At 58.4% G+C, this 20,180-nt stretch carries 19 protein-coding genes; 11 read left to right on the forward strand and 8 right to left on the reverse strand.

Annotated elements, in window-relative coordinates:
* Positions 1–159 precede the first annotated feature (159 nt).
* Entirely contained in the window at positions 160–825 is a 666-nt protein-coding gene (locus tag RO22_RS01435) for a TetR/AcrR family transcriptional regulator (protein WP_041157399.1), read from the reverse strand.
* A 168-nt stretch (positions 826–993) separates the two neighbouring features.
* Between RO22_RS01435 and RO22_RS01440 the strand changes: the two genes are divergently transcribed.
* The 5 genes from RO22_RS01440 (at position 994) to RO22_RS01460 (ending at position 6,665) form a co-directional block, all read left to right on the forward strand.
* Positions 994–2,034 carry a DctP family TRAP transporter solute-binding subunit gene (locus RO22_RS01440; RefSeq protein ID WP_200890210.1) on the forward strand — a complete coding sequence of 347 codons (1,041 nt, stop codon included), beginning with the start codon at positions 994–996 and terminating at the stop codon, positions 2,032–2,034.
* A gap of 87 nt (positions 2,035–2,121) precedes the next feature.
* Positions 2,122–2,619, forward strand: a complete 498-nt coding sequence (locus RO22_RS01445; RefSeq protein ID WP_041157400.1) for a TRAP transporter small permease — start codon at positions 2,122–2,124, stop codon at positions 2,617–2,619.
* Complete coding sequence (locus RO22_RS01450) at positions 2,616–3,881, forward strand: TRAP transporter large permease (protein WP_041157401.1); 1,266 nt, start codon at positions 2,616–2,618, stop codon at positions 3,879–3,881. The genes RO22_RS01445 and RO22_RS01450 overlap by 4 nt, the downstream gene beginning before the upstream one ends.
* A 28-nt stretch (positions 3,882–3,909) precedes the next feature.
* Positions 3,910–5,796 carry a bifunctional sugar phosphate isomerase/epimerase/4-hydroxyphenylpyruvate dioxygenase family protein gene (locus tag RO22_RS01455; protein ID WP_084625222.1) on the forward strand — a complete coding sequence of 629 codons (1,887 nt, stop codon included), beginning with the start codon at positions 3,910–3,912 and terminating at the stop codon, positions 5,794–5,796.
* Complete coding sequence (locus RO22_RS01460) at positions 5,793–6,665, forward strand: shikimate dehydrogenase family protein (protein ID WP_052475480.1); 873 nt, start codon at positions 5,793–5,795, stop codon at positions 6,663–6,665. The genes RO22_RS01455 and RO22_RS01460 overlap by 4 nt, the downstream gene beginning before the upstream one ends.
* Before the next feature lie 119 nt (positions 6,666–6,784).
* On the opposite strand, the gene RO22_RS01465 is transcribed toward RO22_RS01460, so the two are convergent.
* The gene (locus RO22_RS01465) at positions 6,785–7,579 is read right to left on the reverse strand and encodes an SDR family NAD(P)-dependent oxidoreductase (RefSeq protein ID WP_041157402.1); all 795 of its coding nucleotides are present in this window, start codon (positions 7,577–7,579) and stop codon (positions 6,785–6,787) included.
* A 107-nt stretch (positions 7,580–7,686) separates the two neighbouring features.
* On the opposite strand from RO22_RS01465, the gene RO22_RS01470 reads away from it, so the two are divergent.
* Positions 7,687–8,388: a GntR family transcriptional regulator gene (locus RO22_RS01470; RefSeq protein ID WP_041157403.1), complete on the forward strand. Its 702-nt coding sequence runs from the start codon at positions 7,687–7,689 to the stop codon at positions 8,386–8,388.
* On the opposite strand, the gene RO22_RS01475 is transcribed toward RO22_RS01470, so the two are convergent.
* From RO22_RS01475 to RO22_RS01500, 6 genes are all read right to left on the reverse strand, one after another.
* Positions 8,378–9,358, reverse strand: coding sequence for a C-terminal binding protein (locus RO22_RS01475; protein WP_041157404.1), 981 nt, complete (start codon positions 9,356–9,358; stop codon positions 8,378–8,380). The genes RO22_RS01470 and RO22_RS01475 overlap by 11 nt on opposite strands.
* Complete coding sequence (locus RO22_RS01480; RefSeq protein WP_041157405.1) at positions 9,355–10,239, reverse strand: oxaloacetate decarboxylase; 885 nt, start codon at positions 10,237–10,239, stop codon at positions 9,355–9,357. Before RO22_RS01480 ends, RO22_RS01475 begins: the two co-directional genes overlap by 4 nt.
* A 36-nt stretch (positions 10,240–10,275) precedes the next feature.
* Positions 10,276–10,980, reverse strand: coding sequence for an SDR family NAD(P)-dependent oxidoreductase (locus RO22_RS01485; RefSeq protein ID WP_041157406.1), 705 nt, complete (start codon positions 10,978–10,980; stop codon positions 10,276–10,278).
* A 13-nt stretch (positions 10,981–10,993) separates the two neighbouring features.
* Positions 10,994–12,007 (reverse strand): DctP family TRAP transporter solute-binding subunit, encoded by a 1,014-nt coding sequence (locus tag RO22_RS01490; protein WP_041157407.1) that lies wholly within the window; start codon positions 12,005–12,007, stop codon positions 10,994–10,996.
* A 66-nt stretch (positions 12,008–12,073) separates the two neighbouring features.
* Positions 12,074–13,354: a TRAP transporter large permease gene (locus tag RO22_RS01495; RefSeq protein WP_041157408.1), complete on the reverse strand. Its 1,281-nt coding sequence runs from the start codon at positions 13,352–13,354 to the stop codon at positions 12,074–12,076.
* A complete protein-coding gene (locus tag RO22_RS01500; RefSeq protein ID WP_041157409.1) occupies positions 13,351–13,851 on the reverse strand; it encodes a TRAP transporter small permease in 501 nt (166 codons plus the stop codon). Before RO22_RS01500 ends, RO22_RS01495 begins: the two co-directional genes overlap by 4 nt.
* 423 nt (positions 13,852–14,274) lie before the next feature.
* Here RO22_RS01500 and RO22_RS01505 point away from each other — a divergent pair, with 423 nt between their 5' ends.
* The 5 genes from RO22_RS01505 (at position 14,275) to RO22_RS01525 (ending at position 20,062) form a co-directional block, all read left to right on the forward strand.
* Positions 14,275–15,261 (forward strand): tripartite tricarboxylate transporter substrate binding protein, encoded by a 987-nt coding sequence (locus RO22_RS01505; RefSeq protein ID WP_041157410.1) that lies wholly within the window; start codon positions 14,275–14,277, stop codon positions 15,259–15,261.
* Positions 15,262–15,313: 52 nt separating this feature from the next.
* Entirely contained in the window at positions 15,314–15,775 is a 462-nt protein-coding gene (locus tag RO22_RS01510; protein ID WP_041157411.1) for a tripartite tricarboxylate transporter TctB family protein, read from the forward strand.
* A 12-nt stretch (positions 15,776–15,787) separates the two neighbouring features.
* Positions 15,788–17,287: a tripartite tricarboxylate transporter permease gene (locus RO22_RS01515; RefSeq protein ID WP_041157412.1), complete on the forward strand. Its 1,500-nt coding sequence runs from the start codon at positions 15,788–15,790 to the stop codon at positions 17,285–17,287.
* A 12-nt stretch (positions 17,288–17,299) separates the two neighbouring features.
* Complete coding sequence (locus tag RO22_RS01520) at positions 17,300–18,004, forward strand: GntR family transcriptional regulator (RefSeq protein ID WP_052475482.1); 705 nt, start codon at positions 17,300–17,302, stop codon at positions 18,002–18,004.
* Positions 18,005–18,199: 195 nt separating this feature from the next.
* The gene (locus RO22_RS01525) at positions 18,200–20,062 is read left to right on the forward strand and encodes a bifunctional sugar phosphate isomerase/epimerase/4-hydroxyphenylpyruvate dioxygenase family protein (RefSeq protein ID WP_041157413.1); all 1,863 of its coding nucleotides are present in this window, start codon (positions 18,200–18,202) and stop codon (positions 20,060–20,062) included.
* The last annotated feature ends 118 nt before the right edge of the window (positions 20,063–20,180 follow it).

Here is a 20,180-nt window from a genome sequence, read left to right on the forward strand (position 1 = left end):
AAATAGCGTATAAGCAGGGCCCAGGACAAAATTGCACATATGTTCGCTCTTCGAACTATACGCTAACTAGGTAGGCGTGAACTCACAAGCGTCGCCCTGCTTCGGAAGGCAAGCGTGCGGACTAACATGAACTGACTTTTGCTCACCATTAAGGGTCGCCTAGTCAGGACGCACGTAACGCAGCACCATATCGGTAACATGATCTTCTAATTTTTGCTGATTCTCTGGCGCGGCTTGGTGCCAATCAAAAATTCGCGAAAAGGTGTGCTGATTCGAGACATTGAAAAACGACAGCGCGCTAATCAGCCAGTGCAGCTCGCGAGGATCCAGGCCTTCACGAAAACAGCCCGCCTCTACACCGCGGCTATAGACGCTGGTGAGTACATCAATCACCCCGGCATTGAGTGATTGAATCAACTCTGACTGCGCCAAAAAGCGGCCATGATGAATATTTTCGATCATTACCAGGCGAATAAAGTCAGGGTTTTTGGCGTGATGACAAAAGGTAAACCGCACCAGTCGGCTAAGCGCCTCAAGCGGGGCCAGGTGGTCAAGATCCAGCTCAGCCTCCTGCAGACGCACTTTCTGGTAGGCGGCTTCCAGAGTGTGCAGGTAGAGCGTCTCTTTATCATTAAAGTAGTAGTAAATCATGCGCTTGGAGGCGCGGGTTTTCTCGGCGATCTCATCGATCCGGGCCCCGGAGAGGCCTTTCTCTGAGAATTCGCGGGTAGCCACCGCCATAATATCGGCGCGTACGGATTCGGGGTCATTCTTACGCCGTCGCCGCGTGGCAGGGGGGCTGGTCTGGGTCGAAGGGGCTGTCATAGAGCGTGCCTTTTATTGTCGTGGTCGTCTTTTGTCTAGTATGCCACAGCTTGACTGAACGTACCATTTCGTACATTGTTGATTATGACAGGATGAAAAGGCCAAGCACGCCATCGTTTATGGCTTTTTCAAACCCCATGACAACGGCCCGATAAGAGGACAACAACAATGTCTCCAGTGTTTTCACTAAAACAAATATCCATGAAGCGCACGCTGACGGTAGCCGTCGCTGCCGCTACCCTCATTGCCGCAGCAAATGTCTCTGCCCAGACGCTCCGCTTCGCCCACGTTGACCCAGATGACTGGACTACTTCGAAAAAAGGTGCTGCTGGTCAGGTGTTTAAAAACCTGGTGGAAGCCGAAACTGACCTCACCGTAGAGCTCTACCCCGCGGGCTCGCTAGGTGGTGAAACCGAGCTGATTGAGGGCGCCCAGGATGGCACCATCAGCATTGCAATGGTCTCCGGCGCCTACGCCAATTTCTGCCCGGCGGTCGCCGTAACGGATATCCCTTACACCTTCCCCTCAGCGCCAGTGGCGTGGCAAGTGATGGACGGCGAGTTTGGTACAGCACTAGCCGAACACTGCTTGCAACAGACTGGCCTACGCACACTGGCTTACGGCGAAACGGGCTTCCGCCACTTCACCAACTCCGTGCGCGCGATTCAGTCGCCGGAAGATATGCAGGGGCTGAAGTTCCGCGTTCAAACCATTCCGCTCTACCTGGAAATGGTCAGTGCGTTGGGCGGTGAGCCCCAGGGCATCGCCTGGGGTGAAGTACCCACAGCCCTTGCCACCGGCGTAGTCGATGGCCAGGAGAACCCCATCTCGGTGATCTACGGCAATAACTTCTATGAGTTTCAGGATTACTTGACCCTGGATCGCCACGTTTACGGCGTTGATCACCTGTTGATTAACGATGAGATATTCCAGTCGCTTAGCGAAGAGGAGCAAGCTGCAGTGAAGCGCGCCGCTGTGGTCGCCGGCACCACCGGCCGTGCCATTCAGCAGTTCAATTCGGCAGAGGGGATCACCAAACTGGAAGCAGAGGGCATGGAGATCACCCAGCCCACCGCTGAGCAGATGGAGGCCTTCCGCGAAGCCGCCCAACCACCGGTTCAGGCGTACCTGACCGAAGAGCTCGGCGATGACGCAGAGTGGATCGAGCGCCTCTCTTCCGCTGTGGAAGAGGCTTCCGCACGCTTCTAACCCCCGCCGAACCAAAGCGCTTGCGAGTGGGCCTTCGGAGGTTCACTCGCAACCCTGCGTGCCTGACTATCGATCGAAGGTGCTCCTATGTCTCCTCTTCTCACCCGGTTACACCGCAGCCTGATCCTGTTCAATGGCAGCTTGGCAGGAGTTGCCATGGTGTTGATTTTTCTGCTGGTCGCAGGCAATGCCTTTGCGCGCTACACCTTTGGCGGCTCCATTACCTGGGGGGAAGATACCGCCATCTACCTGATGATTTACGGCCTGATGTTTGGCATGTCCTGGGCGTATCTACAGGACAAGCACATCGGCTTTGACCTTATTCGTCGTTTGCTGCCGCCGCGCTGGGTGCGCTGGCAAGCCGTGGCTGTCGACCTGATAGTGCTAGTAGTGGGCATTGGCTTGATGGTGTCAGCCGTTGAATTTATCGCCTCCCGCGGAGGCCGCACCTCGTCGAGCACAGGAATGCCAATGTGGCTGTTTCAAGCCTCCATGCTCATCGGTGGCGGGCTGCTCAGCCTCTCTGCCCTGGTAATGGGCGCACTGCGTTTGAGCGAGCACGCCAGTGAGGAGGCCTCCTCATGATCTTTGTACTGCTTTTAGCCCTTGTGCTGCTCGGCGTGCCGTTTGCCTTTGCCATCCTCGGCTCATTGACGGTGTTAATGAGTAGCGGCGATTTGCCCTACCACATCCGCATCGTTTCGCAGCAGTTTTTCGGCGGCATGGAGTCCTTCCCACTGCTGGCGATCCCGCTGTTTATTCTGGCCGGCGAGCTGATGAATGAAGCGGGTATCACCCACCGAATTATTAACCTGGCCACCGCCATTGTCGGCCGCCTAAAAGCCGGGTTGGCACACGTTAACATCTGGGCCTCGGTGATTTTTGCCGGGCTTTCCGGCTCAGCGATTGCCGACACCTCTGCACTAGGGCGGGTGTTTATACCGTCAATGGAGAAAGAGGGCTACCCCCGGGATTTTGCCGCGGCGCTCACCGCTGCCTCTTCGGTGATTGGCCCGATTATTCCACCCAGTATTCCGGTGATTATCTATGCACTGACGGTGTCGGGTGTGTCGGTACCGGGGCTGTTTTTAGCCGGTATCGTGCCGGGCTTTTTGCTGGCATTGGGGCTCTCCATCTACGTCTACTTTTTTGCCGGTGACCTTGGCGCCACCCAGTCAAAACAGCAGTCGCGCCGCCACGCCCTTCTCCACGGCCTGCTGCCCGCGCTGATGCCGGTGTTTGTGGTCGGTGCCATTCTAGCCGGTATCGTCACGCCCACCGAGGCGGCGGCCTTTGCCGTGGTCTACGCGCTGATTCTGGGCGTGGTGCTCTACCGCAATATCAAGCTGGTGAACCTGCCCGCTATCTTCGCCCGGGCCATGCGCGACAGCGCCGTGATCATGGTCATCATGGGCGCCGTTGCCGCAGCCAACTGGGTATTAACCTTCGAGCGCGTGCCCAACATGCTCACCGAGTGGGCGCTGATGAGCATCGATACCCAGTGGACTTTCCTGATTGCCGTCATTCTCCTGCTACTGGTGGTGGGGCTGTTTTTGGAGGGCATCGCGGCCATTTTGGTACTGGTACCGATCCTTCACCCCATCGCCATGGCGCTGGGTATCGACCCACTGCACTTCGGCATCGTGGTGATCTTCAACCTGATGATGGGGCTGATCACACCGCCCATGGGGCTCTGCCTGTTTGTCGCCGACTCTGTCTCCGGCGTGGGAATGGGGCCGATTATCCGCCGCATTCTGCCGATGCTGGGCGTGCAGTTTTTGATTCTGCTGCTGATTACCTTCGTACCAGCGCTGGTCACTTTCCTGCCGCGCTTGGCGGGTTACTGATATTCCTCAATGTAAGGAGCGTAATGCCATGTACTCATCCATTGCCACGGTTTGCCTAAGCGGCTCCCTGGAAGAGAAGGTAGACGCCATTGCTCAGGCAGGCTTTGAGGGGCTGGAGCTGTTTGAAAATGACCTAACTGCGTTCACCGGTACGCCACGGGAGGCGGGTGAGCTGATTCGCTCCCGCGGCCTTAAGCTGGTGACGCTCCAGCCGTTTCGCGATTTTGAGGGTCTCCAGGGCCGCGCCCGGGAGCGGGCATTTGACCGCGCCGAGCACAAGTTTGACCTGATGGAGGAGCTGGGTACGGATCTGCTTATGGCGTGCAGTACCGTTCACCCTGACTCACTACCGGGGTTAAGCCGCGCCGCCGATGACTACTATGAGCTCGGAGAACGTGCCGCGCGGCGCAATCTGCGCGTGGCCTATGAGGCGCTGGCCTGGGGTCGGCATATTCACGACTACCGCGACAGCTGGGAAGTGGTGCGCCGTGCCGCCCACCCCAATGTCGGCCTGGTACTGGACACCTTCCATATCTTCTCCCGCCAGACCGAGCTGGGCACCATTGGCCGCATTCCGGGGGATCGCATCTTTCTGGTACAGACCGCCGATGCGCCGCGTCTCTCCATGGATCACCTATCATGGAGCCGCCACTACCGCTGCTTCCCCGGCCAGGGCGAGCTGCAGATGGATAAGTTCATGGCCATGCTGGATGAGACCCGCTACGACGGCCCGCTCTCTCACGAGATCTTTAACGATGTTTTCCGCATGGGCCACAGCGACCAGACGGCCCGGGACGGGCTGCGTTCCTACAACCTGCTGCGCAGCATGCAGGGCGACAGCGGTATTCCCGCGCCACAGCCGATCGAGTCGGTCGCCTTTCTGGAAATCGCCGTTGAGCCTGACGATTTAGCCTCGCTGCGCGAGCTGCTCAGCGCGTTGGGCATGGCCTGCGTGGGGCGCCACCACACGCTTAACGCCGAGCGCTGGGCGGCAGGTGACGTTAATCTGGTGCTCAACACTGACGCGAGTTTCACCGGCCGAGTACCGGGACGTGACGCTACCGCTGTCACCGCCATCGGCCTGCGTGTGGGTAACGCTTATGAGGCGTTTAAACGTGCAGACAAACTTGGCTACGATATTGTCGAGCCTGAAGAGGTGGGCGCCAGCCACCGCATGAGTGCGCTGCGCAATGTGGATGGCAGCCTCTCCTATATTATTGATGACTCGCAGCTAAGCCGCACCTGGGATCGCGAGTTCCCTGTCGATGTACAGCCGGTTCCTCAGGGGGCGCTGGTGGATATCGACCATATCAGCGTGGCGCTCTCCTACCACGACTATCTCTCACTAATGCTGCAGTACCGCGCTATTTTCCAGCTGTCGCCCACGCCCTCCTTCGATGTCACCGATCCCCGCGGGCTGATCCAGAGCCAGGTGCTGCAGAACTACAATGGCCGCTTTCGCCTGGCGCTTAACGCCAGCGCCTCGCCGGATACCGCCAGCAACCGCTTCGTACGCCAGTACGGGGGCTCGGGGATCCACCACGTCGCCCTGCGCACCAACGCCTTGCGCGACACCAGTACGGCGCTGCAGCAGGCGGGCACGCCGGTACTGCCGATTCCCGGCAATTACTACCGCGACCTGGCCGCGCGCTTCGACCTACCGGCGCAAACCCTGCAGTGGATGCAAGCGCACCATATCCTCTTTGATCAGGATAGCGACGGCGACTTCCATCAGCTCTATACCCAACCCGGCCGCCAGGCGTTCTTCTTTGAGCTGGTGCAACGGGAGGGTTACCAAGGGCTGGGCGCGCCGAATGCCTTTGTGCGCGTCACTGCACAGCAACGCCTGGAAGCGGAAATTGATGGTATTGCCCAAGAGACGGAAAACCACGACACGGGAGAGAGCCAAGCATGATCAAACTCGGACTGGTGGGCGAGGGCATCGCCAAATCGCAATCCCCGGATTTGCATGAGCGCCTGGGTGCCTCACTGGGCGAGCCGGTACGCTACGATTTAGTCGATAGCCGGGGGGTGGCAGATTTTGACTTCCCCAATGCAATACAAAAGCTGCGTGCCGAGGGCTACCGGGGTACCAACATAACCTTCCCCTTTAAGGAGAAAGCCGCACAGCTGGCCGATATTCGCGGCGAAGGCGTGCGGCGGGTAGGCACCGCCAACACCCTGCTGTTTGACGCTGACGGTCTACGCGCAGAGAACACCGACTACACCGGTTTTATCAGCGCCTACCGCCACTCGTTCGGCAGCCAGCCCGCGGGGGAGGTACTACTTATTGGCGCCGGAGGCGTTGGGCGTGCGGTGGCGTGTGCGCTGGGGGTGCTTGCCGTTAGCCACATCCATATTCTCGAACACGATGCTTCCCGGGCAGAGAGCCTCAGCCGTGATCTTAACGCCATGGGCATTAACGCGGCGTGCATCACATCAGAGCAGGCGCAGCGAGAACTGCCCCATTGGCAGGGCGTGGTCAACTGCTCCCCCATTGGTCACATCAACCACCCCGGCTGCCCCATCGATACCGCTGGGCTGGGCACCCAGCACTGGGTCTTCGATGCGGTCTACATCCCCGCCCACACCGAGCTGTTAAACGCCGCCCACCGGGCGGGCGCCAAAACGCTCTCGGGTGTTGACCTGTTTGTGTTCCAGGGCGTGGATGCGTTTCGCTTTTTCACCGCGGACCGCCTGAACGCTGACACGATCGACCCACACGTCATCCCGTTGCGAGCGCATTATATCGAGCGACTGGTTACCACATTGCCGCGTCAGTAAAAGGGGTAGCAAAAAACCGTTAAACGCAGGCCTTATCCCTAAAGATCCTGCGTTTAGCGGTTATATTGATGCGCTGTTGTTAAACAGTTTTTTCAAATCCTCGATAAAACAGCTACGACTTACTGACTGGAAAGAGGCCCGAGTGGCTCCCCTGGGTTTCCGTTAATGGCGTAACCCCCATCCACCAGCCAATCCGCTCCCGTGATAAAGCCGGAATTCGGCTCGGCTAGAAACCTGACGACACGTGCGATTTCAGCGGGATCGGCCCATCGGCCCACCGCGCTTCGCTCTGCAAACAGCGCATAATCCAGCGTGCCCTCCATCATCTTTTGACGCAGCGGAGCCGTCAACGTGTAGCCCGGTGATACGGTGTTGACGGTAATCCCTTGGCGGCCGTATTCCAGCGCCAGCCCTCGCGTCAGCCCACCGATGGCAGATTTCGCCACGGAGTAGGCAGTACGCCGCTGGAGCCCCACGTGGCCGATGACCGAACCGATATTGATGATCCGCCCGTGACCGCGGTGACTCATGGCTGGCAGTACGGCTGCGGCCATCCGCGATGCCCCACTGACATGAACGTCCAGCATTCTGTCCAGCACCCGCGCTTCCTGTTCATGATGCGGGGCGATTTTAGGCTGCATGATGCCTGCATTGTTCACCAGAATATCGATCCGCGCCTCGCTCTCGATCACGCGCGCGATGGAGGCTTCGTCCGTTACATCGAGCGTGCAGGGCTGACACTCGATACCGCTTTTTGCAAGCCTTTCGGCCAGTGCTTCGGGAGCGGACAGATCCCCCAGGATGACGCGAGCACCGCAGCGCCCGAGTTCCTCGGCGAGCGTCTCGCCGATCCCGCCGCCAGCGCCCGTAATGAGTGCCACCTGATTCATCAATTCCTTGCCTGAAGTATTCATGCCGAAGGCCCCTTGGGTATCGAGTAGTACATCTATATGCAGGATTACTGCATGTGGTACGTTACATGCTAGGTATGATCACTTTTTGCTCACTGTGTGGAACACTCATGTCTTCTAAATCACTCAAGATTCAGCGCCCGCAGTCCTTGGCTACACTCGTGACAGAGCGAATTCGCGACGCCATTGTTTCGGGTGAGTTCAGTCTGGGTGAGAAAATTTCTGAAGAGTCACTGGCCGAAACCTTCGATGTCAGCCGTTCGCCGGTACGCGATGCCCTCAACGCGCTTCAATTTACCGGCCTGGTCGAGATTCGCCCCAAGCGCGGCAGCTTCGTCTTCAATCCGACCATTCTGGATATAGGCCAGCTTTGCGAATACCGTGAAATGTTGGAGCGAGAGGCTTGTATCCTTGCGATGCGCGATAGCCGCGAGGCGCTGCTTCAAGCACTCCAGGGGCTGTTCGATGAAATGACCAGCGTCCACAAAAACGGCGACACACGACGCTATGCCACGTTGGACACGGCCTTTCACAAGGCTTTCTTTCAGCACTGCTCCAACGCGCTGGTACAGGATGCTTACGCCTTGGTCGAGGCGCGGCTGGCCACCATCCGAACCGTGCTGACTTCCGCCCGTCAAGAGCGTCGCGACGCTAGTTATGACGAACATGGTGAAATCATTGACGCTCTGACGCAGCAGGACATGACGAGATTCGAGAACGTGCTGAAAAAGCACGTTCATCGAACCCAGGTCGTTGCCGTGGAACGCTTATCGGAAGTCGATCACGAAACGGCATCTCCTATCAACGCTTGAGATAATCGCGCACGGCCGGGTTGGCCAGGTAAGTCGGTTCGCGTCCTTGCAAGACATCGACCACGTTCTGAGCCGTTTTCGAGCGAATCTCGAACTCGCTACCTTCCGAGTACCAGGCGCAGTGCGGGCTGACAATGACATTTGGCAGCGACAGCAAGGGGTGGTCGGCGCCAATCGGCTCGACCTCGAAGACGTCTAGCCCGGCGCCGGCTATCTGTCCCTCTTTCAGCGCCCGCACCAGCGCCGCTTCATCGATCACCGGGCCGCGAGCGGTGTTGAGTATCAGCGCCGTGGATTTCATGGCCGCGAACTGCTCGTCCGATACCATGTGCTTGGTTTCGTCGGTCAACGGTACGTGCACCGACAGAATATCGGATTCGGCGATCAGCTGATCGAAATCGACCAGCTCCACCCCGGCCTCCGTCGCCACCGCGTCATCGGCGTAGGGGTCGTGGGCGATCATGCGCAAACCAAACCCCGCCATCTTTCTTGCCATGCGCTGGGCGATCTGCCCGAAACTCAGAAAGCCCAGGGTTTGCCCGCGCAGGCGCGACAACGGCTTGGCGGCGGTATAGTCCCAGCTACCGGATCTCAGCGCGCGATCGTAGATGCCGATGCCGCGCTTCAGGCCCATCATCAGCGCAATGGCATGATCCGAGACTTCCTCCAGCGACCCATCGGGCACGTTGGCCACATAGATGCCGGACGCCGTCGCGCGCGGTACGTCGATGGTGTTAAGCCCGATCCCGTATCGTGAAATGACCTTGCAGCGCTCCAGCTTGTCGATCACCCCAGCGGTGAGCTGGCAATACTGATTAATAATGGCATCCGCATCGGCGCAGGCTGCAATGGCCTCGGCTTCGGTCTTGCACTGGGCTTCCACCAGCTCGAAACCCGCCGCTTCGATGACCGCCCGCTCTGGGGCCAGATCGGGAAATTCGAAATCGGTGACAACGATCTTGGGACTCATGAACGCGCTCCATACTGGTCGTCAAATCTGTTAAAGAAGTCTTGATTGACGATATCGGTGAACTGACTGTAGTTGTGCTGGTCGCCGACATTGGCGGGCGTGCCGTCGTCGCGAAGGCGAACCAGCGCGTTCTCCATGGCCTTGCTGGCAGTGAAGAGAAGCGTGACCGCGTAGAACACGACCGAAAATCCCATCTCCTGCAGCGTGGCCCGGTCGAGCTTGACGGTTTCGTTGCCGTCTACAATCGACACGACCTTTGGCCCTTCGACCGCTTTGGCCACCGCTTCGATTTCAGCGATGGTCTTGATACCGTCGACAAATACCAGGTCGACGCCTGCATCCTGGTACATCTTGGCGCGGCGAATCGCTTCCTCGGGGCCAGCGGCGGGCATCGCATCGGTACGCCCGATGATCAGCATGTCCTGATTGCCTCGGGCGGCGACAGCGCCTTTCAAGCGCCGCGCGTTGGCCTCGGCGTCAATCAGGCGAACACCCGCGCGCTGACCGCAGCGCTTGGGCGCTTCCTGATCTTCCAGGTGTATCGCCGCAACACCCGCTTGCAGGTACTCCTGCACGGTGCGATAGATATTGTTGGGGCCGCCGTAGCCGGTATCGGCATCGGCGATGATCGGGATATTGACCGCGCGCACCATGTTGCGGGCGTGCTCGGTCATCTCGGTCTGGGATAAAAGCCCGATATCCGGCATGCCCAGACGGCTAGCAGTGGCGCCGAAGCCCGTCATGTAAATAGCGGGGAAGCCTGCTCGCTCGACCAAGCGCGCCGACAGCGAGTCGGGGGCACCGGGTGCGGCGACGATATCGCCCTTGGCAATAAGGGATCTGAGAAGAGCAGCCTGGGTAGTTGGCCGTGTGTCAGTCATTGGGCACCTTTGAGTGATGGGAGTAGTACGTGTGTGTCAGCGCCGCCCACCGGCGACGCGTAGCACTTCGCCAGAGGTATAAGGCGCATCGAGCAGCAGCCATTCAGCGGCGCCGGCCACTTCCTCGGCGCTGCCCGCCCGACCGAGCGGGATAGCCTCGGCGTTCGCCGCCCCGCCTGGCGCGCCGGTCTGCATGGCGGTTTGAATGATGCCGGGCGCCAAGGCGTTGACCCGAAGCTCCGGGGCCAGATCGCGAGCCATCGCGCGGGTGAGCGCCAACAATGCGCCCTTCGAGGCACCATAAGCGGCAAAGCCCGGCGCGCCTCCGTTTTCACCCGCGATAGACGCCATATTGACGATCGCCCCAGGCGTATCCAGGGCGCGCGCGTTCAGAAAGGCCTTGGTGGCCAGCATTGGGCCTGTCACGTTGATGCGTAACAAGCGCTCGATTTCAGCGGCCTCCAGGTCGAGCCAGCTGCGCTTTTGGCCCAGAATGCCGGCGTTGTTGACCAGATGTGTCGGACGCCACGTGGTCAGATCCGCCGACGTGATGGCGTTTTCATCGGCGATATCGACGACCTCTACCCGGGCTAAATCGCCGAGTTCGTCGCGTGTCTGTTCCAGTGCCGGCGCCGAGACGTCCCAGAGCAGGACACGCGCGCCTCGTTGCACCAGCCGAATCGCGATGGCCCGGCCAATGCCCGCCGCCGCGCCGGTAATCAGTACAGTGGGTCGAGACATGATTCTCTCTTCATTAGTTGCCTGAACGGATGCTGTCGAGCTGCTCCATCATTCGGTCGATGTTGTCACCGCTGAGCGCGTCACGGCTGCTCTCGTAAACCGGCGCCACCGTCTCGCGAAGCTCGGCCATTGCCTCTTCGCTGAGTTCGGTAAACTCCATGCCTTCGGATTCCAGTGCAGCGCGCGCCTCGTCAACGGCTTCACGGGCACGCGTGACCTGGGGGTCGCGCGCCGCGACGGCACACTCGCGCACTAGATTCTGCTCATCTTCGTTAAGACCGTTCCACTTGCTCTCGGACATCAAGACCGGCAACGGGGAATAGGCGTGCTGCGTCAGCGTGGCGTAGTCCTGAACCTCGTAGAAACGCTGGGACTGAATCAGCGGCAGCGGGTTTTCCATGCCATCGACAGCGCCGGTCTCGAGTGCCGTGAACACTTCGCCGAACGACATCGGCACTGGGTTTGCACCGAGCGTGCGGAAGGTGGCGAGATAGATCGGGTTCTGAATCACGCGAATGCTCAGTCCCTCGAAATCTGCCACGCTTTGGATGGGGCGCACCGAGTTGGTGGCATGGCGAAAACCGTTTTCCCAGATCGACAGCATTACCAATTGATGTCCGGCCATCTTTTCGGCCAGATCGTTTGCGTAGGGGCCGGTCATCACCTGATCGACCTCATCGAAATTGGAAAACAGGAACGGTAGGCTGAAAACGCCCATCGCAGGCTCGATGCCCGCCAGCGCGTCGGCCCCAGCAACGACCATATCGATGGAGCCCGAGCGCACCGACTGCGTTGCCTGGGCGTCGTCACCCAGTTGGCCGGAGTAGAAGGCGCGCAGCTTCATCGCGCCACCCGAACCCTCCTGAAGACAGCTAGACATGGCATCGACCCCCGTGGCCACCGGGTGGTCTTGAGCGGCACCGTTCGACACTCGAAAGGTGTGATTGCCGAACTCCTGGGCCATGGCCGGTGCCAGCGTTGTCATTCCGGTCAGGGCGGTCGCGGCGAGGAAGGTCATTTTTTTCATGATGAGTCATTCCTTATTGATTGTTTGAAGACGCAAGTGACGCACCACTGCTTGATCGCTTCGACGTTATCGAGTCAACCACTCCAGTGGCCAGAGAACGATTTGCGGGAACGCGACCAGCAGTACCAGCACCAGTACCTGGGCGATCAAAAAAGGCGCCGCCCCTCGCGCCACCCGATGCAGCGCGACACCGGACACCCCTGAGGCGACGCTCAACACAATGCCGACAGGCGGGGTCACAAGACCGATCGCGGTATTGACGACGAAGATCACCCCGAAGTAGACCGGGTCGATGCCCGCCTCGACGACCACGGGCAGCAGCACGGGCGCGAGGATGAGAATGGTCGGCCCCATATCCAGCATGGTGCCGACCAGCAGCACGATCAGCATGATCACGATTAGCAGCAGACGCGGCGACTCCACCAGCGGGCCGACCAGCTCCAGCACTATTCCCGACAAATCGGCGATGGTGATGAACCAGGCAGTGGCCAGCGCCGCCGCGGCCAGCAGCATGACGACTGCCGTGGTGAGCGCTGCGTTGCGAAAGACCTCGAACAGATGACTGATCTTCAGTTCACGGTGAATCACCATGCCGACGAATATGGCGTAGACCGCGGCGACGACGGCCGCCTCGGTGGGCGTGACGATACCGAATCTGATGCCGCCCAGAATGATGACCGGCATACCCAGCGACCAGATCGCCCGCCGCGTTTCGCGCAAACGCGTCATCCACCCCTGACGCGGCAGCGGTTCAACGTTGTCGCGACGTGCAACGATCAGCCACGCCGCCATCGCCGCGAGCCCCATCAGAACACCCGGAACGATGCCCGCCAGAAATAGCTTGGTGATCGAGAGATTAGTCGCCACCGCAAAGATGATGTAGGCGATGGAAGGTGGGATGATCGGCGCGATGACACCCCCTGACGACAAGAGCCCGACAGAGCGCGCCTCGTCATGGCCCGAGGCGCGCATCATGGGCAGCATGATGGCGATCAGGGCCGCGGTATCGGCGGCGGCAGAGCCCGACAGCGACGCAAGAATGATGGCAGCAAAGATTGCCACGATGCCTAACCCACCCCATAGATGGCCCACGAAAGCGATCGCGAAAGCGATGATTCGCTTGGACATTCCGCCGGCGTTCATCAGCTCGCCGGCCAGTAGGAAAAACGGGATGGCCAACAGGGAAAAGTTGTTGGCGCCAAGCACTAGCTGTTGCGAAATGATCTGTGGATCGAGCAGATCGAGCGCCCAGCCCATCATGGCCGCACAGATCAGCAGCGCAAAGGCCACGGGGACGCCGAGCGCCAGAGTGGCGATCAACGTACCGACAAAGATACCCAGAATCATGGTGTCACCTCACCGCCACGCGGTAGTGAGGTCAGCCGCCCGGTCAGATAGCCCAGCATACGCAGCGCGGCGATCAAACCGATCGCCCCCGCCATGGGGATGACCGCGCCGAAGACCCAAATCATCGGCAGGCGCGTCACCGGCGCGATATTCGTCGCGTTGATATCGAACTGCTGAAGTGCGCCGGTGATGAGCAGCCCACAAACGGCAACGACCAGCCCGTTGGCAACGACGAGCATGGCACGCCTGAGCGGCGCCGGGGCCAGCAAAAGCACTAGATCGAAGCCGATATGCATGTTGCGGTGCATAGCTGCGATGGCGCCAAGAAAGATCAGCCACACGAAAAAGAATCGCGAAAGCTCGTCGGATACGTCGATACCCGAGCCGAAACCGTAGCGCAAGACGACGTTTACAAACACCATGACCGTCATGCCGAACAGCAGTACCACGAGTGCGACGTCAACCACTCTAAAAATCAGGTTGATTGTCCTGGACATCGTTCCTCCGTAGCGGAGTCGGCGCTTGAGGGTGTGCACCGCTTCGCCTCATGTAATGTGTTACATACAACATACAACGAATGATCCAGAAACCGTCAAGTTAAATCTGAGTTTAAACCGCTTAACTAAGACTAAAGTAATAATAAAAAACGCGATTTCGGCGTTTTAATGTCCCTTTACCGAATAATTGCTCATTAAACTTTGATTATTGTGTGTAAGAACTGTGTGCTTTAAATATGCACACGTATGTTCAAGCAGGAAAAAATGAGTGCACAAAATGTCTTTTATTATCATGCCTTTATAAGTTTATTATACTTTTTGATAATGCGTTTTTGAGTATTACTTCTTGACGGTACCTCGCATTTAAATTGAAGTGTTATATGTTACATACAACAAGCTTTTTGATAACAATACGAGACCCTCATGACTCATTCAACGAAGAGCCAAGGCTATAAAGCCCTTGGTATTGCCTCATTGCTGTTGCTTGCATCATCGTCTCTGCACGCCAGTAGCTGGCCTGATAAACCCGTCACGCTGGTCGTTCCCTGGGGCGCCGGCGGTGGCACCGATGCAACCGCTCGTATGATTTCCGCCCTGCTCGAAGAGAGCCTTGGCGTTCCCGTTCCCGTGGTTAACCGCACCGGCGGCTCGGGCGTTATCGGCCATTCGGCCATCGCCAATGCCACGCCCGACGGCTATACGATCGGAATCGCCACGCTTGAAATAGGCGGCATGCATTACCAGGGCCTCACGGATATCACCTACCAGGATTACTCGCCCATCGGGCTTTACAATGCCGATCCAGTTGCCATTTTCGTTTCGTCCAGAAGCGGCTATGAAAGCATCGACGATCTGCTGAAGGCGGTTCGCTCGTCCGGACATCGCGAGCTCAAGGCCAGCGGCTCGGCCCAGGGCGGCGTCAATCACATTGCAGAAGCTGGCATGCTGCTGGCATCAGATATCCCGGCGGACAAAGTGGCTTGGGTTCCTTCCGAAGGCGCGGCCCCAGGCCTTCAGGATCTCGCCGCTGGCGGCGTGGATTTCGCGGCCGCGTCGATGCCGGAAGCGCGGGCACTGATGGATGCGGGGCTCATCAAGCCACTCGTCATCCTGAATACCGAGCGCTCCTCGAGCTCCCCTGACCTGCCGACCTTCGAAGAAGCGACGGGCAATGAGTGGTCGTTTGGTTCCTGGCGTGGACTGGTCGGGCCTGCCGGCGTGGATGAGGAGATCATCGGCACGCTACAGGAGCATATGAGCGACATAGTGAACGACCCGAGCTACCTGGAATTCATGAACAATCGCGGCTACGAAACGCTTTGGCTGGAAGGCGATGAGTTCATGGATTTCATGCAGAGTTCGGATCAGAGAATCGGCGAAACGCTGAAATCTCTGGGCATTGTTGAATAGCAAAAAAGGATACCTTGCCTGCAAGGTATCCTTTTTCTTCAGGCCTTCTCATATGAAATTCAACGATATTGTGATTGGTATTGCCTTCATACTCATTGGCGCGTTGGCGGTTTTCCAGGCACGCACCTTTCCCGCCATGCCAGGGCAGATGGTCGGCCCCTCCACCTTTCCAACGATTATCGGCTGCGGTTTTCTGGTCGGCGGCGCGATATTGATCGCCAAGTACATACTCGCGGGAGAAGCGGCTCCCTTGCTGGTCGCCAACCAGGGCTGGCTGAAAAAGAAACGCGTTCTGGGCTTTTTGCTGCTGATGCTGGGAAGTCTTGTGTTCGCAATTTGGATTGAAGAGATCGGCTTCGTACCCGGTGGGATCATTCTGGCGCTGGCACTTTTGTGGCTTGAAGGCTACCGCCAACCGCTGATTCTTGGCTGCGCCGCTCTTTTCGTCGTTGTGGTTTATTACCTGCTGTCTCAACAGCTCAATGTGCCTCTCCCCGCCGGACCATTCATCTAAGGGTATAACGACATGACCGACAACATCGTGGGAGCGCTGCCCTTAGTCTTCAACTACACCACGCTCAGCGTTATCCTGATCAGTGCGCTTTTCGGACTCTTCGTGGGCGCCATTCCAGGGCTTTCCGCCACCATGGCAACGGCCATACTGGTACCCATCACCTTCTTTATGGATCCGGTGCCGGCCATTGCCGCGATCGTCACGACGGCGGCAATGGCGATATTCGCCTCCGATATACCCACCGCCCTGCTGCGCATTCCCGGAACAGCCGCCTCGGCCGCCTACGTCAGCGACATGAATAGTCTCGCCGTGAAAGGGAAGGTAGGGCAGGCGCTGGGTATTTCGGTTTTCTGTGCCGCTTTTGGCGGCGTCTTCGGATCGCTGGTGCTCATTTTCGCCGCGCCCAAGCTTGCGCTGGTCTCTCTGAACTTCACTTCCACCGAGTATTTCTGGCTGGCGCTTCTCGGGCTGACAGCGGCTGTCATGCTGGGTACCGGCTCCGTTTTGAAGAGTCTGCTCTCGCTGGGAGTGGGGCTTTTGATCGCCACAGTCGGTCTCGATTCGACGGCAGGTTATCCGCGCTTCGTGTTCGGTATCGACGCTGTCATTTCAGGTGTGGCCTTCGTACCGGCCCTGATCGGCATGTTCGCCATCCCTGAGATCATTCGCACCATCGTTCACAAGGAGTCGACCGAGAAGGCGCCTTCACACGTTTCCCTGCGCTCGCTGTTTTCGGGCCTGGGTAAGACCCTATACCGGTACAAGGTCAACATCCTGCGGGGCTCGTTGATCGGCAATATCGTGGGCATTCTGCCCGGCGCGGGTTCCGATATCGGCAGCTGGATTGCCTACGCCGTCTCCAAGAAGATGTCTCGTCAACCCGAAAAGTACGGCTCGGGTCACGACGAAGGGTTGGTAGACGCCTGCTCTGCCAACAACTCTGCGCTATCCGGTGCGTATGTACCGGCCATGGTGTTCGGTATTCCCGGGGATTCGATCACTGCGATCGTCATAGGGGTGCTCTACGCCAAGGGGCTCAACCCAGGGCCGCTGGTATTTATCACGAAAGGGGTCGAAGTGACCGCAGTCTTCATTACCTTTTTGGTGGCCAACCTGCTGATCATTCCACTTGGCCTGATCGCCATATTTGCCTCCCGGCATCTTCTTCAGGTAAAGAAGAGCATTCTAGTGCCTTTCATCCTGATTTTTGCCATTGCTGGCTCCTATGCGATCGACAATACCTACACCGGTATCGTGATCATGCTGGTGCTGGGATTGATCGCTTATTTCATGGAAGAGAATGGCCTGCCTGTCGCCCCGGTCATACTGGGTCTGGTGATGGGTCCCATGCTCGAAAGCAACCTGATTACCTCGCTCATCAAGAGCGACGGCAACCTGCTCGATTTCTTCTCACGCCCCATCGCCGCAACGCTTGGCATCCTAACGCTTTCCATATGGTTTGTGCCGGTCTTGCTACGACTGCTTCGAAAACAAAAGACAGTAACCGGTTGATAGGGCGAATTAATGAAAAACAAATCTCGCATAGGGCCTGTTCAATCCCTGACGGACATCGTTGCCGAACGACTTCGAACGGCCATCATCAACGGGGATTTCGCCTTGGGAGAAAAAATCCCAGAAAAGGCGCTTTCATCGAAACTCGGTGTCAGCCGAACCCCCATAAGAGACGCGCTCGCTCGACTTCAAACGTTAGGGCTTGTCACCGTTAAGCCCAAACGCGGCAGTTTCGTATTCGAGCCAACGAGCGCGGACGTTGTGGATCTTTGCGACTTTCGCTTTATGGTAGAGCTACAGGCAGCGAAGCGCAGTTTTTCGAATAGCCCAATAAGACTCGTAAGATCTCTGCAGTTGATCACTCAGAAGATGCAGTCATCTATGGATAAAGACGATGCTCTGGCGTATTCCAGCCTCGATAGCGCCTACCACCAGATGTTCTTCGAACACTGCAACAACCGGTATTTGCTCGATGCCTTCAACTTGATCAGCAATCGTATTTCGGCCCTGCGAACGTCGATCACGTCACCGCAAACCGAGTTAAGAAATATAAGCTTCGACGAGCATCACGCCATGATCGAGCACCTTAAGAAAAGCGATATCGCAAGCTTCGAAAGCGTTCTACACGCGCACATCATGCGAACCCAGGAGATCTACCTGAAAGCCTTGAGCGATCGCCCGACGAGCCTGACTCGCCAGAACCTGTTTATTCGATGACAGCAGACTAATCGCCACTTCGAGAGTTCAACTCGTTTTCTCGTGAACCATACCGGTTCGCTTTACCGTTCATCCAAACAGACAGCAAAGGGATGGGGTAGGTACAAGTGATTTTTTATTCCTGCCAGCACCGGTCGGTCGCCTTGCTGACTGCTGACGGGTTACTGATTGTTCGATACCAAGGAGCACACGTCCATGTACTCATCCATTGCCACGGTTTGCCTAAGCGGATCACTGGAAGAGAAGGTAGACGCCATTGCTCAAGCCGGCTTTGAGGGGCTTGAGCTGTTTGAAAATGACCTAACGGCGTTCACCGGTACACCGCGGGAGGCAGGTGAGTTGATACGCTCCCGCGGCCTTAAGCTGGTGACGCTCCAGCCGTTCCGCGATTTTGAGGGTCTCCAGGGCCGCGCACGGGAGCGGGCCTTTGACCGCGCCGAGCACAAGTTTGACCTGATGGAGGAGCTCGGCACGGATCTGCTTATGGCATGCAGCACCGTTCATCCCGACTCACTACCGGGGCTAAGCCGCGCCGCCGATGACTACTATGAGCTCGGCGAGCGTGCCGTGCGGCGTAACCTGCGAGTGGCCTATGAGGCGCTGGCCTGGGGCCGCCATATTCATGACTACCGCGACAGCTGGGAAGTGGTGCGCCGCGCAGCCCACCCCAATGTCGGCCTGGTACTGGATACCTTCCATATTTTCTCCCGCCAGACGGAGCTGGGCACCATCGGTCGCATTCCGGGGGATCGCATCTTTCTGGTTCAGACCGCCGATGCGCCGCGTCTCTCCATGGATCACCTATCGTGGAGCCGCCACTACCGCTGCTTCCCCGGCCAGGGCGAGCTGCAGATGGATAAGTTCATGGCCATGCTGGATGAGACCCGCTACGACGGCCCGCTCTCCCACGAGATCTTTAACGATGTGTTCCGCATGGGACACAGCGACCAGACGGCCCGGGACGGGCTGCGTTCCTACCACTTGCTACGCAGCATGCAGGGCGACAGCGGGATTCCCGCGCCGCAGCCAATCGAGTCGGTCGCCTTTCTGGAGATCGCCGTTGAGCCTGCGGATTTAGCGTCGCTGCGGGAGCTGCTCAGCGCCCTGGGCATGGCTTGCGTGGGGCGTCACCACACGCTTAACGCCGAGCGCTGGGCGGCAGGTGACGTCAATCTGGTGCTCAATGCCGAATCGAGCTTTACCGGCCGCACGCCAGGACGTGATGCCACCGCAGTAACGGCGATTGGCCTGCGGGTAGGCAACGCCTATGAGGCGTTTAAACGTGCAGACAAACTTGGCTACGCTATCGTCGAGCCTGAAGAAGTCGGTGCCAGCCACCGTATGAGTGCGCTGCGTAATGTGGATGGCAGCCTCTCCTACATTATTGATGACTCGCAGCTAAGCCGCACCTGGGATCGCGAGTTCCCTGTCGATGTGCAGCCGGTTCCTCAGGGGGCGCTGGTGGATATCGACCATATCAGCGTGGCGCTCTCCTACCACGACTACCTCTCGCTGATGCTGCAGTACCGCGCTATTTTCCAGCTGGCGCCAACACCCTCCTTCGATGTCACCGATCCCCGCGGGCTGATCCAGAGCCAAGTGCTGCAGAACTACAACGGCCGCTTTCGCCTGGCGCTTAACGCCAGCGCCTCGCCGGATACCGCCAGCAACCGCTTTGTGCGCCAATACGGCGGCTCGGGGATTCATCATGTCGCCCTGCGCACCAACGCCATGCGCGACACCAGCGCTGCGCTGCAGCAGGCGGGCACGCCGGTACTGCCGATTCCCGGGAATTACTACCGCGACCTGGCCGCGCGCTTCGACCTACCGGCGCAAACCCTGCAATGGATGCAAGCGCACCACATCCTCTTTGATCAGGACAGCGACGGTGACTTCCATCAGCTGTATACCCAACCCGGCCGCCAGGCGTTCTTCTTTGAGCTGGTGCAGCGTGAAGGGTACCAAGGGCTGGGTGCGCCGAATGCTTTTGTGCGCGTCACCGCGCAGCAGCGCTTGGAAGCGAAAATTAACGGCAGCGCTCAAGATGCTGCGGTTTGACCCTGACCGTCTGCGGGCTGAAAACACCGATTGCATCACCTCTGAACAGATCGATCCGCATGTGATACCGCTGCGTACGCATTATATCGAGCAACTTGTCACGCCTTCTGTTCACTCC

Origin of the sequence: Halomonas sp. KHS3 (genome assembly GCF_000830495.1) — a bacterium.
In the GTDB taxonomy this organism is placed as follows: domain Bacteria; phylum Pseudomonadota; class Gammaproteobacteria; order Pseudomonadales; family Halomonadaceae; genus Vreelandella; species Vreelandella titanicae.

Coding starts and splice junctions, on each gene's coding strand:
- RO22_RS01515 (WP_041157412.1), top strand. CDS start 15,788: ATGACCGACAACATCGTGGGAGCGCTGCCCTTAGTCTTCAACTACACC.
- RO22_RS01465 (WP_041157402.1), bottom strand. CDS start 7,579: ATGAATACTTCAGGCAAGGAATTGATGAATCAGGTGGCACTCATTACG.
- RO22_RS01490 (WP_041157407.1), bottom strand. CDS start 12,007: ATGAAAAAAATGACCTTCCTCGCCGCGACCGCCCTGACCGGAATGACA.
- RO22_RS01485 (WP_041157406.1), bottom strand. CDS start 10,980: ATGTCTCGACCCACTGTACTGATTACCGGCGCGGCGGCGGGCATTGGC.
- RO22_RS01445 (WP_041157400.1), top strand. CDS start 2,122: ATGTCTCCTCTTCTCACCCGGTTACACCGCAGCCTGATCCTGTTCAAT.
- RO22_RS01500 (WP_041157409.1), bottom strand. CDS start 13,851: ATGTCCAGGACAATCAACCTGATTTTTAGAGTGGTTGACGTCGCACTC.
- RO22_RS01520 (WP_052475482.1), top strand. CDS start 17,300: ATGAAAAACAAATCTCGCATAGGGCCTGTTCAATCCCTGACGGACATC.
- RO22_RS01440 (WP_200890210.1), top strand. CDS start 994: ATGTCTCCAGTGTTTTCACTAAAACAAATATCCATGAAGCGCACGCTG.
- RO22_RS01480 (WP_041157405.1), bottom strand. CDS start 10,239: ATGACTGACACACGGCCAACTACCCAGGCTGCTCTTCTCAGATCCCTT.
- RO22_RS01435 (WP_041157399.1), bottom strand. CDS start 825: ATGACAGCCCCTTCGACCCAGACCAGCCCCCCTGCCACGCGGCGACGG.
- RO22_RS01470 (WP_041157403.1), top strand. CDS start 7,687: ATGTCTTCTAAATCACTCAAGATTCAGCGCCCGCAGTCCTTGGCTACA.
- RO22_RS01450 (WP_041157401.1), top strand. CDS start 2,616: ATGATCTTTGTACTGCTTTTAGCCCTTGTGCTGCTCGGCGTGCCGTTT.
- RO22_RS01525 (WP_041157413.1), top strand. CDS start 18,200: ATGTACTCATCCATTGCCACGGTTTGCCTAAGCGGATCACTGGAAGAG.
- RO22_RS01495 (WP_041157408.1), bottom strand. CDS start 13,354: ATGATTCTGGGTATCTTTGTCGGTACGTTGATCGCCACTCTGGCGCTC.
- RO22_RS01455 (WP_084625222.1), top strand. CDS start 3,910: ATGTACTCATCCATTGCCACGGTTTGCCTAAGCGGCTCCCTGGAAGAG.
- RO22_RS01475 (WP_041157404.1), bottom strand. CDS start 9,358: ATGAGTCCCAAGATCGTTGTCACCGATTTCGAATTTCCCGATCTGGCC.
- RO22_RS01505 (WP_041157410.1), top strand. CDS start 14,275: ATGACTCATTCAACGAAGAGCCAAGGCTATAAAGCCCTTGGTATTGCC.
- RO22_RS01510 (WP_041157411.1), top strand. CDS start 15,314: ATGAAATTCAACGATATTGTGATTGGTATTGCCTTCATACTCATTGGC.
- RO22_RS01460 (WP_052475480.1), top strand. CDS start 5,793: ATGATCAAACTCGGACTGGTGGGCGAGGGCATCGCCAAATCGCAATCC.